Raw genomic sequence first — 22290 nt, forward strand, 5'->3', positions numbered from 1 at the left:
CAAAAAATTTATGCTTTAACGTAGAAGAATTTTAAAATGTATTTTTGAAAGTAATCCATTAAAGAGTATTTTGGCTATTCAATAATAATGAAAATACATTTCAATGGGGGCAAAAAATAAAAAAGCAAATAAAGATACAAGTATATCGGTAAGGGTAAATTCTGACCTGCTCAACTTGTATAGAAAAGAGATTAAAAACAGTGAGAAAACTGTTGCTGAAAATCAAGACTTACTTTTAATAAGTACTATTTTACAAAGAAATACAGAGTTTGAAAAAGGCTTTGAAGAATCGCCTTTAATGTCCATGACAAGAATTGCACTCTCACTTGCAACCAACAATGAAAACTTTGATTATATCTCCGCTATTGAGTATGTAGAGAAAAATGGGAAAGAAATATACGATATGTGTACAACCATGTCAAAATTAACTGGAAAGACTTTTAATGATGTTATTGACTCCATTGTTTCTCAAATAGAGATTAAATAATCATCTATCCGTTACAAAAATAATAAGAGGCAGAGTTGCCTCTTTTTTTATGCACTTTTGATTTTAAACTGACTATAAGACCATTCTTAATTCTATTTTTTGACATGTCATTTCATATATTTAATACATTTCATAATTAAGAAAAGTTAAATACATTTTTCTCTGTAACCCTTTTTGAATAACTACGTCTCAATACTATATAAAATGACATTTCATTTTTAATTAATTTGAAAAACATGAGTTGTAAGTTTTAGATGATGTTTGCTAACACTTCAATCTGTTTCATTTCAGCTATTAAGAATTTAACTCTGAGCGAGAAATTGTCTACTGTCAATTCGAAGCTCGAAAATCAATTTTATTAATCACAAAAATCAAAACAATGAAAAACGGAAAATTATTAACTACTGCATTTTATCTTCTTTTCTCCATCTCTATGGGGGTCATCTTTTCTTCTTTGACTTCTTGTAGTAAAGAAAAGAATAACGATCCTAATCCAACCCCTCCTAGACCTGAGGCAAAGGCAGGTTTCTCTTTTAAAAATATGATCGTTGATATGTCGGAGTATGACTTGGACGATTTATGCCCTGCCACTGATGAGGTACGATTTAAAATATGGGATGCTTATGGTAATGAAGAGGACGTTACTATTGCTGAAACCGAAGACTTATGGCAATTAAAGGAAGAAGGTTTGTTGCAAATCACATTACAAACGAAAATCATGATTACAAAAGAAAAACCCGTTTACTTCATTGGTTATCCGAAATCAGAAGTGGATAAAATGATAGTCCCCAAACAAGTAAAACGAGAGATGAGAATCCCTGAAGAATTGCATGGGGAAATTCCTACTGATAAGATCGTCGAGACCGATTTCAATCTATATATCCATGACTTTAAAAGAAATAAAAAATAGTAGATAAATGGATAAGACACCTATAATTAACTAATCTATTACGGGTTCTTTACCCCTCGTAGTTATCGGAAATTTACTTTGATAACCACAAAACGTTTTCTTTACATTACTACTTAACAAAGGAGGAGTATTCAGTTACTCCTCCCTCTCAAAACATGAATTTTATGAATAATATAAAGATAAATCAAATCAGATTCATTCTCGTTTGGATGGTAACCGTTTGGGCATTCCCTACTAACTCTTATGCAGGAGTTCCACCGATTTATTACCAAATTGAGTTAAATGAAAATAGCCATTATTACACAGTACAGGCAGAAGGAACTCCTTTTGAAAGAGGATTTACCCACGGCAAAAAGCTGAAAAAAGAAATTAGGTATGCCATTAACCGCTTTAAGTACGATTTAACTGTACCTATGATGCAGTCTGTTGGTTTACCAGCAGAGTATCATCAATACCACAATTATGTGCTACAAAACACTGGATTTATAGAAGCGATAAAAACACAAACCCCTGATCTTCTCGAAGAGTTAGAAGGAATTGCTAAAGGAGCTGAAGTTAACCTTGAAGACCTATTGGTTTACAATATTAGCTTTGACGAGATATTTGCAGTACTCGAAAAGATGACAGGGCATAACCCTGCTTTTATCGAAGGAAATGATTTAAATGGTCATTGTAGTTTTGGATCAATCCGTGGCAAAAAGAGAACGACATCTATCTATACTTGTGATTGGGCTCGTCCTTTTGAAGGCTCTCAATGCGTGATGGTGTATAAAAAGTTTGATGGTACGACGATGTTGATCACTGGATATGTCGGCACTGTAGGTATACAAGGGGTTAATCTCAGTAATGGGTTTTCTGTAAATGCACATTCAAAATTTGATCTTAATGCAGACCTCAATGGTTTACCTTCTTTATTCTTTGCTAGAAGATTAATGGAAGCAAAAGATAAACACGATGCGGTAGTAAAATTATCAGAAACTAAGATCGCTGTTGGTTTAGGATACGTGATTACAGATAAAAATGGTTCTGTTGCCTATGAAGTATCTCCGAATCAAACAGAAAAGTATAACCCTGGAAGTCACTGGTTTGCTATAGCAAATGCTGCTAGAGTAAATAATGATTTAAAAGCTTCAGTGAAAGAACATTTTAAATTAGATGAACAGGTCAACATGAAAAGACTTCCAAAAGGATATTGGGAACACAATGCAGACAGTGAAACTCGATATACAATGATTAAGGAAGAATTAACGGATAAAAAATGGATGACGGTTTACGAATGGGTTAATCTATTTAAACAATACCCCATTGGAAAGTATGTTGATGAAAATCAAGCAACAACCAACTTCTGGATTATTGTAGAGTTTTCAGATAAGTACATAGATATATGCACCGCTCCCGGTGTACCTGGCGAATTACAGGCAGAAACAATACGTGTGAAATACCAATAATAACAATGCGTTAGAGAAGTAGTGATAAAGGATTAGTGTCGTTTGACCTAATCCTTTTTACACTATATTCATTTTATTCAACTATAAATCTAGCTGTGATATTTTCTCCATTATTGTCTGTCAATAATATCACATAAGTCCCTTTAGGATATTGGCTTACATTAATTTCTAACCCACTTAATAAATCATCTTGATACATAAGTCTACCCATGATATCATAGATCTTTACTGTTTTATGCTGATGATCGTTTGTTTCTATAGTCAGCACTTCTTTCGCTGGATTTGGAAAGACTTTAAGTAATAATCCATCGTCAAAGATTTGATTAGGTATATATTCAGCATCACCTAATCTTTTAATTTTAATGGAATCTACCCAAACATTTTCTCCTTTGCTATCAGTACTTGACCATTCAACTTTCACATCTTCACTATTAGGATCTGTATTGAAAATGATACTTTGTTCATTATTTTGAGTACTGCTTATTTCTTGTTTTGTGATTAACTCTTCGTCTTTATCAAAAACACTGAATTGTAACGTTTGATTTTCCAATTGAGCAGTAAAGACAATTTCATATTGAGAATTAGAAGCTGTTTTGATCCACTGTGATAGTTTCGCATTGGCTCCTATTTTAGCAGACGAATTATCAATATTTACTGTTCCTTGTGTTTCCCAACATGAAAGCTCTTTCTCAAAGTCTGGATTCAATACATAAGCTGTTTTCTTAAAAACAACCTCATCTAGATATGATTTTCCTGTACTACCTTTTGTTCTTTCAAATACAATCTGCAATGAGTCTGTTACTTCCTCAGTTGTAAACATTAATCGGTATCCGGTATAATTTTCACTGTTCACCTCAATCGCTCTGATTGGTTTTCCATCTTTATCCTGAATAGATAAAACGGCATTGCCATTCTCTATATCTTGTACTCTTGCAAACGCACTTAATGTATATGTGGTATTTGGCAATACTCTTCTCCATGAGTTCAGTTGCCCTGTTCCTGTTAACTCTGCAGCATATACACCATAATAGGCAGAAGTTGTAGCCATCACTTGATCATCAGAATTCCAATTGATAAGTTTTGCTTCAAAATCACCATTTTCATGAAGTCCTTCCAGAGGTGCTTGCTCAAGTTCTACTCTTAAGATTCTGGGTACACCTTTTGGAATCTTTATAGCGATTTCACTTTCAGTACTAGACAGTATACCTAAGGAGTTTCCTGAGAGTTGATCAATAACTTCACAAGATCCTGTTAATGTATTTCCTGCTTTAAAGCTAACTAAACTTTCTTCTGGAGTTAGAAAGCTGTTCCCCATTAACATCACATAATACGTTAATGGATCATTATCTTTCCTCAATGTCTGCCAGAAACAAGTCCCATCAACATAGAAATCTAAATTTTTCTTTTGTACTCTCAGTTCTGAAAGTATATGTTCTCTACCTTGTTGCAAAGAAAAATCATCCCAAGAATCTCCGTTTGTTTGGTAGGCCACATTACACCAATTATTACCCTCGACTTCAACGCTTTGTCGATGAGGAACGAAGGTAACAAATCCGCCTTCTGAGGTAGGTAGCATATTATCAAACCTTCTTTTTGCATTACTGATATAGCTTGTTACATCTGTTTGAGGTACATCATTAAAAGCATTCCAACATGCTAATCTACTTAGTACATATTCTTTTATATCAGCATTGTATAACTCATGATCATGCTTATAATGTTGCTCTTTCATACGTTCAGTTCCATTATAAAGCGTTACTGCAACAGGTGAAATCCCTTTCATTTCACTTGGACTTTGGGCATGTGGGTAAATACCACTTTCTACTATTTTCAAGAAATTCAAAACCCCCTTCTGATAGGCCTGTGTCCATTCTTCTTCTTTATCAGAAACATCACCTCTAGTGTATAAAGGATTTTCTTTACTAGTTACAGATGTTAATCTAAAAACCTTAGCTCCTAAGGCATATTGAGATAGCATTTGTCTTAAGACTACATGAGCATTACGCATACCACCCCATTCTGCTACTCTATTTGGAGTCAGGTTATCTCCAATAATATTACAACCCCAGTTTTTAACGTCTCCATTCATCCATAAACCTACTCTTTCTTGAATACTTAAATCTTGTACCCCTACATTCGAATTCTCAACCCCTGGTACTAAAATATCTCTGTATTTAGGAAAATATTCATCCCCTTGTTCTTGAGAAAAAGAACTTATTATTGCTCCTTTTGCACATAACATTATCATAGGTGGTTTTGCCTTAATAGCTTCAGCTTTTTCTAAAACTGCATCCAACATTGGGGTATAAAAATCGAAGTATTCGTCTGTTCTTAATTCTTTAGATCTAGCCATCATGTAACATTCTCCATCTACTATCGAAGCTTCGTAGATGGATGCCAGTGTTTCAGGAGTCATGTATAAATGGTTACCATGACCAATGATAATACTAAAATATACGCCCTTATTTGCTAATGCCTTACTAAAAGCAATTACTCCCTCAGCTGTAATATTGGGGTTTTCACCTTGGGTTGTTTCGCCATAGATGGCAGTATTCATGGTCAAGGCTAGTCGAACATTCTTACTTCCTCCAATTTTAGCATACCATTTTTGCATTTCATCGTAGGCTGCTTGTGCTCTTACATTACAATTATCAGCGGTCATGTCCCAACCTAACCATCCTCCAAATGAAGAACTTACAAACCAGATGGGTTCACGGTTTTCCTCTTTTTCTTCTGTCTTAATTTGTTGGAGGCTGTTCGTCAGTTCATCAAGGTTATCATTCACTTCTTTAAAAGCTCCTCGATAAGCAATTTTTCTTGCTTGCTGCTGCCAATCAGAAGTACTAACATCTACTACATAGAAATGATCATCACCATTCATAGGTCCCGACAGCACTACTTTATCATATCCTCCATTTCTATCTTCTAATCGGGCAATACTTGTAAAATGATAATCAGAATGTGCCCATGTATATTCTTCTATAGAAAATGCCTTTTCATCAACATTATATTTTGATAAGAAAAGATCATCGCCATATAAAGTAAATAATTCCTTTGCTTCATCAGTTGTAAAATTACCAGGCAAACCATGTTGCATCAGGTATTTTCCAGTGTTTGTGATATGGTCTTTGTTTTTATATCCTAGAAGGCCCTTTAAGTATTGCTTGGCAAAGTCTTCATACTTTTTGAGTGTAAGCTTCTCATCTTCCTCCAGCATTGATGAAAATTCTTTTGAACCCAAACCATTTTCTGGATGAAATACTCCCCAATGAGCTACAATATCTTCGTCTCCATCATTATCTATATCATAAGCAAAAGGTAATTGTTTGTCAGTAAAGCCCAAACCAGGAGTAGTGTTATCAGAAATAAAACCTGTATCTCCATTCCAATAACTAGGACGGGTATAAGTAGAAATATCCAACACATCTAAGAAGTTATTCCCTTCAAAACTCCTTCGATTAATAAATACAGCAACTTCATCACTCCCATCTCCATCAAAATCACCAGCTACCAAATGACGAATCAATCCAGCTAAATTACCTGATTTATCTGTTTTAGGTCGAACGGTTTTTTGTAATTCCAAATCAGTATTAAAAAAGTAGACAAGTCCATCTACTCCCGAGGTCATAATTATAGTTTCCCCATCAGAGTTTTTACCTACTGTTGCTGTATACAAGGCTCCTGTACTAACATTCTTATCTTTTAATAGTTTTCCTGTAGAGGACAGTATTCTTAAATGTCCATCCGTACCTGGCAAAATTATCTCCTCCCCTTTACTGCTTGCTATTAACTCTTCAGCAAATATTCTGATACCAAGACTAGGTAGATCGGTATATTCCCACAATCGATTATCTGCCTCAGGGGATGTTATTTCAGAAGGTCTTTGAAATGCAATTACTTTTCCTTCCACAGTCATTGCAATCACATAATCTTTATAACCTACACCATCTAAATCTGCTGTTGTTACATGAATTAGATTGTCTCCCTGTGTATTGTAAGGTTGAAAATGAGAAAGGTTTTCTTGTGAAAAGGCAAAATATGAAGTAAAAAATGTAAGTAGAAAAAATATAAATAGCCGCTGCATAAATCTGCTTTGTTTGATTGTATTGAAGTAATAATTCAATGACAATAAAAGTCTTTTTAGATAAAAATATGAACACAGAAAAGTATGAGATTAACACAAAGCATTAATTATTAATACAATAGTTCATCAAGGAAAATGAGATAGTGATTGAGTGAAATAACCTAAGTAAAAATATTTTACCATAAGATCGAAAAACTTCCAGCTCATTAGCGAAGTCTTAAAAAAACAAAGCAGTATACCAATTAAGATATACTGCTTTTTATCAGTTTTATACCCAATTTATTTTACAATAAAACGGCTTGGGATTCGATGACCATCTTGGTCAGTAACAATGACAATATATGTTCCTTTTGATAATTGCGAAACAGGAATTTTGATAGAACTATCAAACTGTTTCTGCAGGATAGAATGACCTACTAAATCAAAGATTTCAAGTGATTTTTCACCTTTATGATTCTCCAATCTAAAAGTGATATAATTAGAGGCAGGGTTCGGATAAACCATTAAGTTTTCCAGTTCATTTTCTAATGTCTCTGCACTAATTTTTCTTGCAGAGGAAGCTGGTGCTTTGTACAACATCGCGTTATCTAAATAAGCATAACCTGTACCTCCAGAAGGTCTCCAGAAATAAACTTTTATTGTTGTCTGATTTGCACCTGTTTCAAAAGCGACCTCGTGATAAGTATAATTTTGGTTGGTGATATTCTTGAATGCAATACCATTAGAATTCTCATCATTTACTCCCAACACTACTCTTTCAGAAGAAGGATTATCTACTTTAACATATCCTGAGAAAATATAAGATGTATTTGGTTCTACTTCTACAAATTGGTTACATGAAGCTACTCCATTTAATCGTAATGCAGCTCCTTCATAAGCACCACTCGTTGTTGTAGTGATGTCTTGCCAAGTACCCCAATGGTTTAAACCATCTTCAAAATCACCATTTTTAAATGCTTCAATACTTGATGGAGATACTGTTACTTGAGTAGTAGCTGTAAACTCGCCATCAACTGTTTTCACTGTAATATTGGCCGTTCCAACTCCTTCAGCTGTGACTGTTCCATTAAATACAGTTGCTACCGCACTATTGTCACTACTCCAAGTCACTGATTTGTCTGACGCTGTATTTGGTAATACATCTTCTGATAAAACTAAGTCATCACCCACAAACAATGGATTCACTTGTGCTGAGACTGTCACTTCAGTAACAGGTACATATACCGTTGGTTTTTTCACCACTTTCATATTATCTACAGTAGCCACTGCACTACCACTTTGCGGTAACCATGAGTATACTTTTACTGTTTCATTATTTCCAGAATTAAATACGACCTCATGGTATTTGTATACACCAGAGTAAATATCTTTCGATTCCAATCCTTTATTGGCTGCATCATTTACACCTAAAACTACTCTTTTTGATGTATCTGTGATCTTCATGTAAGCGGATAAAATATAGTCGGTATTTTTTTCAACGTCAATCCACTGATTTAAAGATCCTTTAGTTGTAATCGCCATAGCAATATTGCCTTCATATGCATCTGAGGTTTCTTGAGGATTATTCCATGAGCTCCATTCGCTATTAAACCCTTCTTCAAAACCGCCATTAATAACTAAATCTACTTCAGGTTCAACCCCTACTGCTACATTTGTTGATGCTGTAAACCCTCCATCAGTTGTTGTTGCTTTTATTACAACATTTCCGTTAGCTACAGCAGTCACTAAACCTGCTTGATCAACTGTCGCAATTGTTTCATCATTACTCGACCATGTTACAGATTTGTGAGTTGCATTTGATGGTAAAAGCGATGCCGTAAGCTGTACCGTTTCTCCTATTTCAATAGCATTCCCTGCTCCAGAAACTTCTACTCCAGAAACACGAACATCATCTTTATGGTAACCACTGTTAAACGTATTGTCAGCTCCGATATTTGGAATTAAATTTCTAACATCCACATCATTACCATAGATGTCTTTTGCAGTATATAGAGAGAAGTTTTCAAAAATACCTTTACCGGCCATTGGGAATGATGGTTCTGGTAGTACTCTACCACTGTTAATAGCAGGGCTACTTTCTTGTAGCTGATATCCATAAATATCACCTGCTGTTTCGTCTACAAAAACAGGGTCTTCACCAATAATTTTATTGTTATCAAGATTTGTGAAAGCAGGTGCAATATCTCCATAGAACATATTGTTGTCTACTATTAATTCACTTCCATTTTCAATATCAATCATGACTTCTTCAGCTCCTACTTGTGCTCCATCAATAACCTTAAAGATATTGTTGTAGATATAAGTATTCTTTGCAAAAATTGAGATATCTGGCTTATAGCCTGCCTGATCATAAAAAACAGTATTGTTGTAGATAAAGCTACTGTCTGAACGAACAGGATCGTTTCCTGTGCCTACATAACCTGATAACCAAATAGTATATCCATGATGATCTCTAAAACCATCATTTTTACTCACATTATAACGGAAAGTACTGTTAACACATTCTCCCAAAATCTCAACAAATCCACCTTCTGTGTCTTCACTATAATTGTATTGGAAAATTGAGTTTTTACAATAGAAATCCACATGTCCTGAAGCATAAGTATCACCAAAACCTCTAGACCTAAGTTGTTTGTTGAATTGAACTACAACGTTTCTTGTATTCCAAATCCAGCATCCTTCACCTCTACCATAAAAGAGGTCTTGAACATTTTTCTCTCCGACACCTAAATCAATAAATGTATTTTTCTCTACGATCGCATTACAAACTGATGATAGAATTACACCATCACCACCTAATTTCTCAAAATGACTATTTCGAACTACGAAATTGATATTTCTTTCTTCTTCATCAATTGGGTTATTGACAACGTTGGATAAATGACGAATACTCACCGCTGTTGAACCTAGATTGTAGAAGTAGCAATCCTCAATCAATACATCATTAATTCCTATTTCTAATTTTGGTGTAACAGTTAAATCGTCTTTATCAGCATCAAAGAAAATACCTTTTGCTGTATAATAATCTAAAGTGAATTTACCCTCAAAATCGAGCATATTGATGGCAAAAACATCTGTTATTTTTAGGTTTCTAAATGTTAGACCTTGGATAACACCACCCCATTTATTTGCAATCACTTTGATACCATAAGCTGTGTTTGTACCCCAAGTGATATCTCCCATGTTTTTACGGTTATTTTTAATCCAAAGTCCATCCATTGTGATGAAACTTGTGTTCGTCAACTTCACTGTCTCTAAATAATCTCCCGTAGGGATATTACCTGAACCTGAAAGTATAGGAAGTTCACCTGTTCCATAACTACCAATTTCAATAGGTTTACCTTCGCTTCCAGAACACAAGACTACTAGTTGCCCTTCAAAAGTATCTCCTTTTCTAAATAACAGTTTATCTCCCGGATTTAATAACCCGCCTTTATTCGACTGCTTTGAAATCGCAGTAGCTTTCGCTAATGTTTTCCAAGGTGAATTGATACTACCATCATTGTTGTCATCACCATCTGCACTAAAATAGTAAGCGTTATAATTTTCTAATAAAGTCACGTAATCAATAGACAACCCCACCGAAGAAGTTGCTGATATTGTTACTGTGTTAGTCCCTGCTTCTAATACGACATCAAGTACTGTCACCTGTGCTGGCCCTTCAAACGCCCAATTAGAAGGAGATAGTGTAACAGAGGTTGTTGCGTTACTATTCACTGTTAAGTCTGCCGCTACTTCGCTTCCTCCATTATAAGAGTAGACTTCCAGTTTGTAAGTTCCTGCAGAAGGTACATCTGTAAAGGTTACTTCCATAGCACCATAAGGTGCCACATTTTTTAATTTCACAAAAGATCCCCCAGAGGCGTTTTCATTCGTGGAAATTGAAAATTCGCCGGTAAGATTTGCTGTTTCTCCTTCTTGATCTTCGTTAACTCCTGTAGCATAGAGAAGTTGTCCTAGTGAGAAGAATGTAACTAGAAAAAATAAGTACGTTTTCTTCATAGCATTTAATTCATTAATAAGTAAAAAACCGTGGTATTCATTTTCTATTCATTTCATTATTACGTTCTAATTATGTTGATTTTTAAACCCAAAATTCAACTGAATACCATTTGTGTAAAAAGTGATACTTACTCTTTTGGTAAGCATTTCTTCGATAGAATATTTGTCAATTAAGGAGAAATACGAGAGAGAGAAGGGCACAAAACTGCATTTTGGATAACACAATCTTAGATTTTTTAACAGTAGTAGAATTTTTAACGTAAATAATACACTAATTTAAATTTTGTGCTAAAAAAAACGACCGAATAATCTTCGAATCGTAAGGTGTACTTTACTATATATACAATTTATAAAGTCAGTTTCTGACTATATTAAGGAGAGAATATCCATAAAAAAGGCCTCAAGGTATTTCCTTGAAGCCACTTAATAATTACATTGCTTTTCCTAATTCCTGAATTAGGATGATTAATCCTAAGATGCCAAAGATTATTCCCCAATACTGCATTTTAATCCAGAAAAGAGAATGATTAGGTTTTAGCAAAATGTCTTGCCCTGTCGATTTGTTCATGAGAATTTGGGTTTTCCCATTCCATTTCTTCCCCATCACCCAGCTAAACGCTGCAGTAACGAAAAGACTAACAACAAAGGCATACGAGGCAAAGTCTCTTGGTACAATTTGTACTAAGCCAAATATCGATACCAATAATACCAATACAGAGAGGCCACCTCTCCCAGACCATACTAAGATCATGTGAATAGATGAAATTTGTGAGCTTACTTCTATTTTGGGTCTTTGTTCAGCATATTCAGACCTTCTAACTACTCCATTACAATATTTTAGTCACAATTAAAGAGAAAGTGCTTGCTTTATTTCAGTCACAGTAATAGTTGCTTTTTCTTTTTTGCTGATGTTTTGAAGTAGTCTTTTAATATATCACTAGCTTATGAGTAGTTGATACACCTTTTTCATTTGTAATCACTAGGATATAAGTACCTGTAATATAATTATTGAGATCTAAGAATAATGTATCTGAAAATTTATTTTTAAATTTTAATTTCCCAAATACCGAGTAAATAGCTAAATCATGATTCCCTGCTGATGTAATCATCACCTTTCCTGTCGTCGGATTAGGGTAAACTTTTGATTGAAATGATGGATCATCCACACCTAAAACCTCACCATTGGAATCAGATTTTATAGTGATGTTTATAGAAGATGTAAAATTGCCTTCCTCCGTAGTTACGGTTACTTTAACCGTTCCCTCAGCCAATGCTTTTACTTTCCCGGTTTGATCTACAGTTGCAATGGACGGATCACTTGAAGTCCATGTTACCTTCTTATTCGTTGCATTTAAAGGCAAAACTTGAGCAACACATTGATTTTCTTCTCCGATGATCAATTCTTTTACTTCATTCTCAATCAGCACTGATGATACAGGAAGTGAAGGACCTGCATTAATATCTTCATTAAAGTTATTATCAGCCCCAATATTTGATATTAAGTTTCTGACATCTACTTCGTTACCATAAATATCTGTGGCTGTATATATCGAAATATGTTTGAAAATACCTTTCCCTGCCATTGGAAAAGAAGGTTCAGGAATTTTTCTTCCCACATTAACAGCCGGACTGCTCTCTTTAATCTGATAACCATCTATTCCACTAGTACCCTCATTGATAAATTCTGGGTCTTCATCGATGATTTTATTATTGTCCAAATCTGTAAAGTCAGTGGAAATATCCCCAAAAAACAAGTTGTTATCTACAATCAATTCACTTCCTTCTTCAATATCAATTTCTACCCCATCTGCTCCTATTGCTGCACCATTTTTCACCTTAAATATATTATTGTAGATATAGGTATTCTTCGCAAAAATTGAAATATCAGGTTGGCAGATTTCCTTGTCGAGATACACCGTATTATTATAGATAAAGTTACTGTCTGAACGTACAGGTTCAACATCCTTACCTACAAACCCTGATACCCAAAGCGAATAGCCATGAAAATCACGTTGTCCATCATTGACACTTACATTATACCTGAATGTACTGTTGACACAATCACCTAAAATCTCTACAAAACCTCCTTCGGTATCTTCGCTGTAATTGTATTGATAAATGGCATTTTTAGTAAAAAAGTCGATATGTCCAGCTGCTCCATACGTATCACCAAATCCTCTTGCTCGATATTGTTTATTGAATTGTACAATCACATTTCGAGCATTCCAAATCCAACAACCTTCTCCTCTACCAAAATATAAATCAGTTGATGATCTATGATCTCCCCAACCTAAATCAATAAAGTCATTATGTTCTACCAAAGCATTATAAACAGAAGATAATACGATACCATCCGCCCCAAGCTGTTCGAACGTATTATTACGAATAATGAAGTTCTTATTTCTATCTTCATCATCAATTGGGTTGTTTCTAATATTTGTTAGATGACGAGAAGTTATACCTCTACTACCAATATTGTAGAAATAACAATCTTCTATTAAAACATCTTCTATGCCTATTTCTTTGATGGGGTTTACAGTAAGATCATTGGCTTCTGAATCCAAAAATATACCATGTGCTGAGTAATAATCCAAGGTAAACTTCCCTTCCCAGTCAATCATGTCAATACCGAAAATATCTGTCAGCTTTAGGTTCCTGAACGTTAAGCCTTTTGATATACCTCCCCACTTATTGGCAATTACTTTAATCCCAATTGAGTTGTTTGTAGCCCAATTTAGGTTGCCCTTATTTTTTCTATTGTTTTTTACCCAAAGTCCATCCAAAGTAACATGACTTATGTTTATCATTTTTATGGTTTCATGATAATCACCATTCGGTATATTTCCTGAACCTGAAAGAATGGGTAATTCTCCCTCTCCATAATGACCAATAAGAATTGGTTTTGCTTCCGTTCCTGAAACTGAAAAGATAAGTTGTCCTTCGAAAGTATCACCTGATCTGAATAACACCTGATCACCGGGTTTTAAGATGCCTCCTTTATTAGTTGCTTTCGAAATTTCTGTAGCCTTCTCAAGCGTCTTCCAAGGGGAATTTATCGAGCCATCATTATCGTCATTTCCTTCATTACTAAAATAATATGATCTTGATGTTTCTTGTGAAAAAATGGGGTAGGAATACCCTATTAATAAAATCGAAAAGAATAATAAAAACCTGTTCATGTTTGTAGTCATCCAAAAAAGTGAGTGATTATTTGTACTGTCAAGTAAATAAATATTATCAGTCGGTATGAACAGATTTGCCTTAAAAACTAGCATAAAAAAAACATGAAAACCCCATCTACAATTGTAAATGGGGTTAGCCACTATATTCACTCTAATAATGTTGTTTCTTATTAAATATCTTTATTGTTTATATCACTTTTTATGCGTTTTCCCCAACCTCTACCATCTAATGGAAGGACATTGTTCTCTTCAGCCCAAGTATTCCATTTTTTCTCAAGGTTCTTCGCAACTTCTGGATATTGCTCAATCAAATTATTTTCCTCTGTTCTATCTACTGTAAGGTCATATAATTTCCATTGCCCTTTGTAAGGAGGTTTATTTCCTTTTAAAGCAACAAGTTTCCATCTTCCTTCTATTATTGCCCTGTCCGCCTCATGCTCAAAATACATGGCTCCTCTCTCTTGTATTTCTCCATCGAAAGCCGAAACAAAGCTTTTCCCTTGGTAAGGTTTAATGGTATGGCCCTTATTTTCTGTTGGGTAAGTAGCACCTGTTAATTCCATCAAAGTGGGTAAAATATCCAATACATGTCCAGACTGTTGTGATACTCCTGCCATTCGAATTTTTGAAGGCCAATGAACAATTAAAGGTGTGCTAATTCCTCCCTCATGATTGGAGCTTTTATACAGTCTAAACGGAGTATTACTCACATTCGCCCAATTTCTACGGTAACTTTGATTGAATGTTTTTCCACCAATATCTTTCATATCAGCTACATTCATCAACTGACCTTCTGGCTCTTTATTTCCTCCATTATCAGAAAGGAACATGATGATCGTATTCTCTAAATCACCTTTCTCTTCTAAAAACTGGATAATCTGTCCAACACCCTGATCCATTCTATCTATCTGTGCTGCATATACTTCCATATATACTTCCCACATTGCTTTTTCGTCGTCAGTAAGTGTATCCCAAGCGGGTATATCTACAGGTCTTTTGCTTAATGCCCAAGCATCCGCTAAACCTTTCTTTTTCATCTCATTGTATCTTTGCTTCCTGAAGTGGTCCCAACCTTTACTAAACTTTCCCTTATATTTTTTGATATCTTCCTCCAAGGCATGCAAAGGTCGGTGTGGTGCATAATGTGCTACATAGAAAAAATAAGGCTGCTCTTTTTTAGATGTATAATGCTGTTCCAACATTTCTATTGTTGAAGTATTGATCGCTTCAGTCAAGTAAAAATCATCAGCTGGTGGAACAATAGTATTTCCTTTAGTTAAAGTGTTGGGGTCGTAATATCCTCCCCCTCCGGCTAATATTCCATAATATTGATCGAAACCTCTCTGCAATGGCCAATTCTTATTGTCACCTCCCGGTACCATTGTCTTATCGTAAGTTACATGCCATTTTCCTGTCATATAGTTCGCATAACCTGCTGTTTTTAAAACTTCAGCAATGGTTACACTATTTTGACTAATTGCTCCTCTGTATCCAGGTCTTCCAAAATCTGAAGCCGTCATCCATCCTAAATCAGCATTGTGAGCATACAGTCCTGTAAGCAAAGTCGCTCTAGTTGGACAGCATCTTCCTGCATTATAAAACTGATTAAAGGTAAGTCCTCCCTTAGCTAATCTGTCGATATTCGGTGTTTCAATTCCAGACCCCATAAAGCCAAGGTCTGAGAAACCCATATCATCTGCCATAATCAGAATTATATTCGGTTGTTTTCTTGTCTCTTGTCGAGTAGTCTCACTTTGGGAAGTTTTACAAGAAAAAAACACCAATGTTAGTAGGCTAAAAAAAATTATTCGTTTCATACTTTATTGATTGCTGTGTTCGATCAATACAATAATATGGATGTTTGATAGGTTTAACTGCTACAAATTAGTCAAATGGTAACATAAAATGGTCATGAAAACATAAAAAGGCCCTCCCAAAGAAGGTAATGACTGATTTACACATGTGATGCATAATTTACCCGCTTCAAGAGGAACCTCATTTTATGAAGAGTACATTCTCTCTTCACTTTTAAACCCTATTACAAGTCGTTTTTGGTAGTTATTTAATATAAAGTTTTTCAGAAGATTTATGCCCAAGAGCATCAGTTACTACAATTAAGTATAAACCTGCTTTAAGGTCTGTAACTGATAGCTTTGTTTGATTTTGGAAAGTTTTCTGCAACAATGGTTGTCCTAGAAGACTAAATACATTCACAGTAGCATCTCCATTTACTACATTCGTAGAAATATTCACTACCCCTTTTGCTGGGTTAGGATACATCATTACTGATAACTCCTCTTCCAAAGCTACTTCTTGATTAATACTTCTAGCATTACTTCCCACCTCAGTGATGACGATATTATCTAAATACGCTCCGCCTGTTGACCCATTTGGTCGCCAGAAGCCCAGTTTAGTATCTTCACTTTCTGCTGATGTAGTAAACGTAATGGTATGATCTGTCCACTCAGTGTCAAAAATATCTTTGGTGGTATAATTTCCTCCACCAGATTCTCCAGTTACAAAATTTGCCTTTACAGACGCATCGTCTAGTTTAGCAGAGAAAGATACCTCGTAAGTTGTATTAGATTTTGTCTTGATATACTGATTTGCTCCACCATACCCAACAACTTTCATCGAAGAAGCACTATTCGAAACAGTTCCAGTACCCCAAGGATTCCAACCTAATAATCCTTTATCGAAATTACTATTGATGGCATAAGCCGTTTCTTGTAATGTAATTTCATCTACAAAGGCATTTCCTACTCCATTTCCAGGTCTCCAGAAAAATACTTTCACTGAGTCTGTCGTTGCCTTTGTTGTAAACATAAAGTGATGTAGGGTATACTCAGTATCATAGATTTGAGCATTATCGATACCTTTGTTTTTCTCATCGTTTACACCTAAAACAACACGATCATTTTCAGGATCCAGTACTCTTGCGAATGCGGATAAAGTATAAGTTGTATTTGGTTTTACTTTCACCCATTGTCTAATTGACGATGGACCCGTTAACTTCGCTGCAGAATTTCCATGGTATGCATCTGTTGAAGTAGAAGCATCAGCCCAGAATTCCCAATTTGTTAAACCATTTTCAAAACCGTTATTTAATACCTCTGTGATGACATCTAAACCAACATGAATAGTTGCTACCGCAGTTAGCCCCTTATCTTCCGTTGTTACTGTAATCGACACAGAACCATCTCCTACAGCCGTCACTAATCCATTTTGGTCTACTGTTGCAATGTTGGTATCACTACTTGACCAAGTTACATTTTTATTATTCGCGTTCGCTGGAGTAATTCCAGCTGACAATTGTTGCGTATCACCCACTACAAGTTGTGTACTTTGAGGACTAACAGTTACTCCATCTACTCTAATTACAGTAGGGTCTACTTTTGTATTGTAATTGTTATCTGCACCAACGTTAGGATAGAAAGTAGCGATATCCACTTCATTTCCATAAATATCTTGAGTAGCAACCATTGAAATATCTTTAAAAATTCCTTGTCCAGCCATTGGGAAAGTTGGCTCAGGGAAAATTTTACCTGAATCAATTACAGGACTACCTGAGTTGATTTTATATCCTTCTATATTTTTTGCTCCAGGGTTAACGAAGTTAGGATCCTGAGTCAATGAAGAATTATCTAGGTTTTTAAAAGCAGAATTGATATTACCCACAAATAAGTTGTTGTCAACGATAAGTTCGCCTCCATTTTGGATATCTATCTCTACTTTTTCACCAATAATACCACTTCCTGTTTGTACAAAAATGTTATTGTAGATATAAGTGTCTTCACTAAAAATCGAGAAATCTGGTTTCTGATTCGCATCTAAATATATAGTGTTATTATATACATAAACATCATTCGAAGGTACTGGTGTGTTCCCCGTTCCTACATACCCTGAAGTCCAGATTGTACTTCCATGGAAATCTCTGATTCCATCGTTCACACTTACATTATAACGGTAAGCAACATTGTGGTTATCACCTAATACTTCTACAAAACCACCTTCGCTATCTTCACTATAATTGTATTGGAAAATAATGTTCTTATTACCAAAGTCGATGTGCATACCATAAGAATCATTTGGTCCTCTTACACTGTAAGATGCATTGTATTGAGCCAATACGTTGACACATTTAAATACCCACATGCCACTTCCTCTTCCGGCCAAACGACCTTCACTACTTTGGCTATGTCCTGAATGATCAAAGTCGTTATTTTCCACTAAAGCATTCAGCATCTTAGAAAGAATCACACCAGAACCACCCGTTTTAAAGAACGTGTTATTTCTAATGATAAAATCACTATTTCTGTTCGTCACATCATTATTAGGATCATCACTACCTTTATGAATTGCCCATACACCTGCTTTACCTAGATGAGTAAAATAACAATCCTCAATTAATACGTTCTTAATCGTTACTTCTAAATTTGGTTCATTTTGTTCGGATTCAAAGCGTAATCCTGTCACACTATAATCATTGAATTCCTCTGGAACACCAACACCAAAAATATCTGAGAACTTCAGATCTCTAAATACAAGGTCAGATGATACACCGCCCCACTTGTTAGCGACAACTCTCACCCCGTAACTGTTAGATTCTCCATAAGTATATCTTGCGTTGCTTTGTCTATCGTTTTTAAACCAAAGCTTAGACATCACTACATGCGAAACGTTGATCAAACGCATCGCCTCAAAATAGTCACCACCTGCAATGTTTCCTGAACCTGAGATAATTGGGTACTCACCAGTACCATAACTACTCACCTCGATAGGGTTTCCTTCTTCACCCGAACATTTAAATAGAAATTCACCTTCAAAAGTATCTCCAGCTCTGAAGAGCATTTTATCACCTCCGGATAATAAACCTCCACTACTTTGTTTTTCGGCAATAGCAGATGCTTTTGCAAGTGTATGCCAAGGAGAATTGATACTTCCATCATTTAAATTGTCATCACCATCTGCACTAAAATAAAATACATTGTAATGTTCAGTGACCTCAAACTTATCTAATAAAATATCCGCATCGTGAGGAGTAAGACTAATCGTATTATCTCCACCTAAAAGGTCCACGTCTACTAAAGTCACTTTAGCAGAGTCCTCAAAAGCCCAGTTAGAAGGCTGAATAGTAATCACAGAAGATGTCCCACCGTTTACACTTAAAGATAGACTTTGAGATACTCCACCATTAAAACCATAGATGTGTAATTTGTAGGTTCCTGCTTCAGGAATACTGTTTAAAGGAATGTTGATTGTTCCTTTGTTCCCTTCTGTGTTTTTTAATTTTACAAAACTACCACCTGAAGCATACGTTTTGGAAGAGATGCTTGTATCTCCAGTTAAATTAGTACCCTCTGCTTCGATTACATTCCCATCGGAAGTATTGCCGAATGCAGCTTGTGTCAGAAATAGTAAAGTTGTAATAATCCGTAAATACATTCTTTTCATAGCATTTAATTTGAAGTTTCCGTTCGCTTCCTATACATGAAGTAGCCTAGGATAAAAACTCATGTGTCGTATTGAAAAAAAGGAAGCATATATAATGTTCTTCTAAGCATCTAGAATCTGCTGAAGAACGAATAGTTAACTGAAAGCAAGTTAGTTGTACTCTTTGTTTAGGACGGTCACAACCACACAAATTAAATATCACTGAAATGACTATTTATAACGTAATAACTACACTAATTAATTGATTTGATCTGTTCATTTTGGAATAATTTGTATTCAGCCTGTCGAAATAGTGTTGATAGGTTTGCCAATTTTTGCTCATGATTAATCTACGCCTTTAACATCAAAATGGACAGAAAAATGATGGGTTTATTATCGGTCAATGAGTAAAATAACATAAATAAGTACTGAATTAGACATTTGTCCTATTATGAGTTTCTCGCCCTTTCTAGATTTGTGATAAATAAATAATACAACGATGAAAAAGATTTTAATAATTAACGGACACCCTGATACAGAAAGTTTTAATAAAGCCTTGGCTGATGCTTATCATACAGGAGTAAAGAAAACCGATGCTGAAGTTTCGGTCTTAAATATAGGTGAGTTAGAGTTTAACCCAAATTTAGAATTTGGTTATAGAAAAAGAACATCCTTTGAGCCTGACCTTGAAATGGCTATTGAAAAAATAAAATGGGCAGATCATCTTGTTTGGGTATACCCAATGTGGTGGAGTAGCATGCCTGCAAAATTAAAAGGGTTTATTGATCGTACTTTTTTACCCGGAATCACATTTGACTATGTGGAAGGAAAAGTCTTCCCGAAAAAATTATTAAAAGGAAAAACAGGCAGATTAATTGTCACTGCAGACAGTCCACATTGGTACCACCGCATTATTATAGGTAACCCGATTATCAATCAAATGAAAAAAGGAATACTACAGTTTTGTGGAGTGAATCCTGTTAAAGTAACCTATATAGCTACAATCAGAAAATCAACAGAAAAATTTAGACAAGATTGGTTGTCGAAAGTAGAAGCAATAGGGTACAACGATGTGTAAATAATCTATACCCGAAGTACTTTATTCTTTGAAAGAAATTTTTTCTATCACCTCACTATCATTAACCCAGGTAGTGGGGTGTTCTTTTTTATAAATTTTGTAGATTTAATATTCGATATATATCAATTCTAATTTTAACCCGAACATAACTTTTGTTCTGTAACTAAACTTTATTCTTTTTGGAGCATTTTAAAAGTATAACTGATTATTGTAAAACGATAGGAATTTCAGCCCCATTACACCCTCATTTTGATATCAGAAGTTTTGAGGAAAACATGGGTAAGGTGATTCCAAATATGCCTCCCTTCCGACATGAGTTTTTCTCCATTGCTATTAAAGCGGATGGTGATGGAAAAGCGATAACAGGTCACAATACAGATTTCCCTGATGGGGTGACGATATTCTTTAATTCTCCATTTCAGATCCTCTCTTGGGATATTGTCCCCAATTGGACAGGGTTTTATATCATGCTTTCTCAAGATTTCTTAGCATCCTCACATTATTTTGATCGCTTTTTAGAAGACTTCCCTTTTTTAAAGATTGATGAATCGATTCCTTTTGAAATACCAAAGGAGGAACTACCCGCAATATTGGATATCTACCGTAAGATTAAACAAGAATATACAGGAGCAGAAAACGATCAGTTCAATTTTATCCAAGTATATGTTCTTGAACTTCTTCATCAAGTAAAAAGACTCTTCAATAAAAATATTGATGTAAAAACTGCAGACGAACAATATCGCTCCGCCGATTTAAAACTACTTTCCCGTTTTCAGAAATTAATAAAAATCAGTTTTTATCCTGATGCTGAAATTGAAGCACAAGCAAATATTCATTCTCCAACTTATTATGCAGGGATTTTAAGTGTACACCCCAATCATTTGAATGCCATTGTTAAATCAATAACTGGAAAAACAGCATTAAATCATATTCATCATCATATTTTACGCTTAGCCAAAGCTGAATTGGCACAAACAGATGTTAGTGTGAAAGAAATTGCCTATGGGTTACACTTCGACTCACCCAATAATTTTAGTGCTTTCTTCAAGAAAAATGCTGGGATGACGCCACTTACCTACAGAAAAAACAGCTAATCTTTGAAATTCATACTTCTTACTTTGAAACTATAAATTGTTTCCATTCCAATCTTCAGACTTTTGTATCATCACATTAACAAAAGCATTAGAGATCAACACGTTATCTCTTAATTTTCAAAACGAAGAACTATGGAAATAATTAATGAAACCGTCACTCGATTATTTATCGCTACCGATAACAAAGATTGGAATACTATTGAAAGTATCTTTTCTGATCAAGTAGAGTTAGATTATTCTAGCATGAACGGGAACCCTAAAACAACATTAACTCCGAGACAAATCATCGATGGGTGGAAAACTATTCTTCCAGGATTTACATCCACTCACCACCAAATAGGAAACTTTGTCACAACCATCAGAAATACTAAAGCAGATGTATTCTGTTATGGTACTGCCACTCACTTCTTAGAAGATGAAGACGGAAATATTTGGACAGTGGTTGGTAGCTACAATTTTGAGTTAGAAAGAGTGAAAAATGAGTGGAAAATCACTCTTATGCAATTCAACTTTAAATACCAAGATGGTAATACCTCTCTCCCTTCAAAAGCAATTGAAAGTTTAAAGTAAAC

12 protein-coding genes are annotated in these 22290 nt (G+C 35.0%); 6 read left to right on the forward strand and 6 right to left on the reverse strand.

The window, feature by feature from the left end; genetic code table 11:
- The first annotated feature begins 103 nt into the window (after window positions 1-103).
- The 3 genes from QL232_RS00480 to QL232_RS00490 all read left to right on the forward strand — a co-directional run bounded on the left by QL232_RS00480 (window position 104) and on the right by QL232_RS00490 (window position 2845).
- The gene (locus QL232_RS00480; RefSeq protein WP_168884564.1) at window positions 104-487 is read left to right on the forward strand and encodes a hypothetical protein; all 384 of its coding nucleotides are present in this window, start codon (window positions 104-106) and stop codon (window positions 485-487) included.
- Window positions 488-866: 379 nt separating this feature from the next.
- Complete coding sequence (locus QL232_RS00485; protein WP_281612574.1) at window positions 867-1397, forward strand: hypothetical protein; 531 nt, start codon at window positions 867-869, stop codon at window positions 1395-1397.
- Between the two features lie 164 nt (window positions 1398-1561).
- Window positions 1562-2845, forward strand: a complete 1284-nt coding sequence (locus tag QL232_RS00490) for a C45 family peptidase (RefSeq protein WP_281612575.1) — start codon at window positions 1562-1564, stop codon at window positions 2843-2845.
- Window positions 2846-2918: 73 nt separating this feature from the next.
- On the opposite strand, the gene QL232_RS00495 is transcribed toward QL232_RS00490, so the two are convergent.
- The 6 genes from QL232_RS00495 to QL232_RS00520 all read right to left on the reverse strand — a co-directional run bounded on the left by QL232_RS00495 (window position 2919) and on the right by QL232_RS00520 (window position 19567).
- The gene (locus QL232_RS00495) at window positions 2919-6929 is read right to left on the reverse strand and encodes a T9SS type A sorting domain-containing protein (RefSeq protein ID WP_281612576.1); all 4011 of its coding nucleotides are present in this window, start codon (window positions 6927-6929) and stop codon (window positions 2919-2921) included.
- A 279-nt stretch (window positions 6930-7208) separates the two neighbouring features.
- Window positions 7209-10931, reverse strand: a complete 3723-nt coding sequence (locus QL232_RS00500; protein WP_281612577.1) for an Ig-like domain-containing protein — start codon at window positions 10929-10931, stop codon at window positions 7209-7211.
- 430 nt (window positions 10932-11361) lie between these two features.
- Entirely contained in the window at window positions 11362-11682 is a 321-nt protein-coding gene (locus tag QL232_RS00505) for a hypothetical protein (RefSeq protein WP_281612578.1), read from the reverse strand.
- A gap of 175 nt (window positions 11683-11857) precedes the next feature.
- Window positions 11858-14110 carry an Ig-like domain-containing protein gene (locus QL232_RS00510; RefSeq protein ID WP_281612579.1) on the reverse strand — a complete coding sequence of 751 codons (2253 nt, stop codon included), beginning with the start codon at window positions 14108-14110 and terminating at the stop codon, window positions 11858-11860.
- Window positions 14111-14283: 173 nt separating this feature from the next.
- Window positions 14284-15930 carry an arylsulfatase gene (locus QL232_RS00515; RefSeq protein WP_281612580.1) on the reverse strand — a complete coding sequence of 549 codons (1647 nt, stop codon included), beginning with the start codon at window positions 15928-15930 and terminating at the stop codon, window positions 14284-14286.
- Window positions 15931-16171: 241 nt separating this feature from the next.
- On the reverse strand, window positions 16172-19567 hold the full coding sequence (locus tag QL232_RS00520) for an Ig-like domain-containing protein (RefSeq protein ID WP_281612581.1): 3396 nt from the start codon (window positions 19565-19567) through the stop codon (window positions 16172-16174).
- A gap of 478 nt (window positions 19568-20045) precedes the next feature.
- Here QL232_RS00520 and QL232_RS00525 point away from each other — a divergent pair, with 478 nt between their 5' ends.
- From QL232_RS00525 to QL232_RS00535, 3 genes are all read left to right on the forward strand, one after another.
- Window positions 20046-20624, forward strand: a complete 579-nt coding sequence (locus QL232_RS00525; protein ID WP_281612582.1) for an NAD(P)H-dependent oxidoreductase — start codon at window positions 20046-20048, stop codon at window positions 20622-20624.
- A gap of 179 nt (window positions 20625-20803) precedes the next feature.
- Entirely contained in the window at window positions 20804-21718 is a 915-nt protein-coding gene (locus QL232_RS00530) for a helix-turn-helix domain-containing protein (protein WP_281612583.1), read from the forward strand.
- Window positions 21719-21850: 132 nt separating this feature from the next.
- Window positions 21851-22288: a nuclear transport factor 2 family protein gene (locus QL232_RS00535; protein WP_281612584.1), complete on the forward strand. Its 438-nt coding sequence runs from the start codon at window positions 21851-21853 to the stop codon at window positions 22286-22288.
- Window positions 22289-22290: the final 2 nt, after the last annotated feature.

This window comes from Flammeovirga sp. SubArs3 (genome assembly GCF_947387565.1).
Lineage (GTDB): Bacteria > Bacteroidota > Bacteroidia > Cytophagales > Flammeovirgaceae > Flammeovirga > Flammeovirga agarivorans.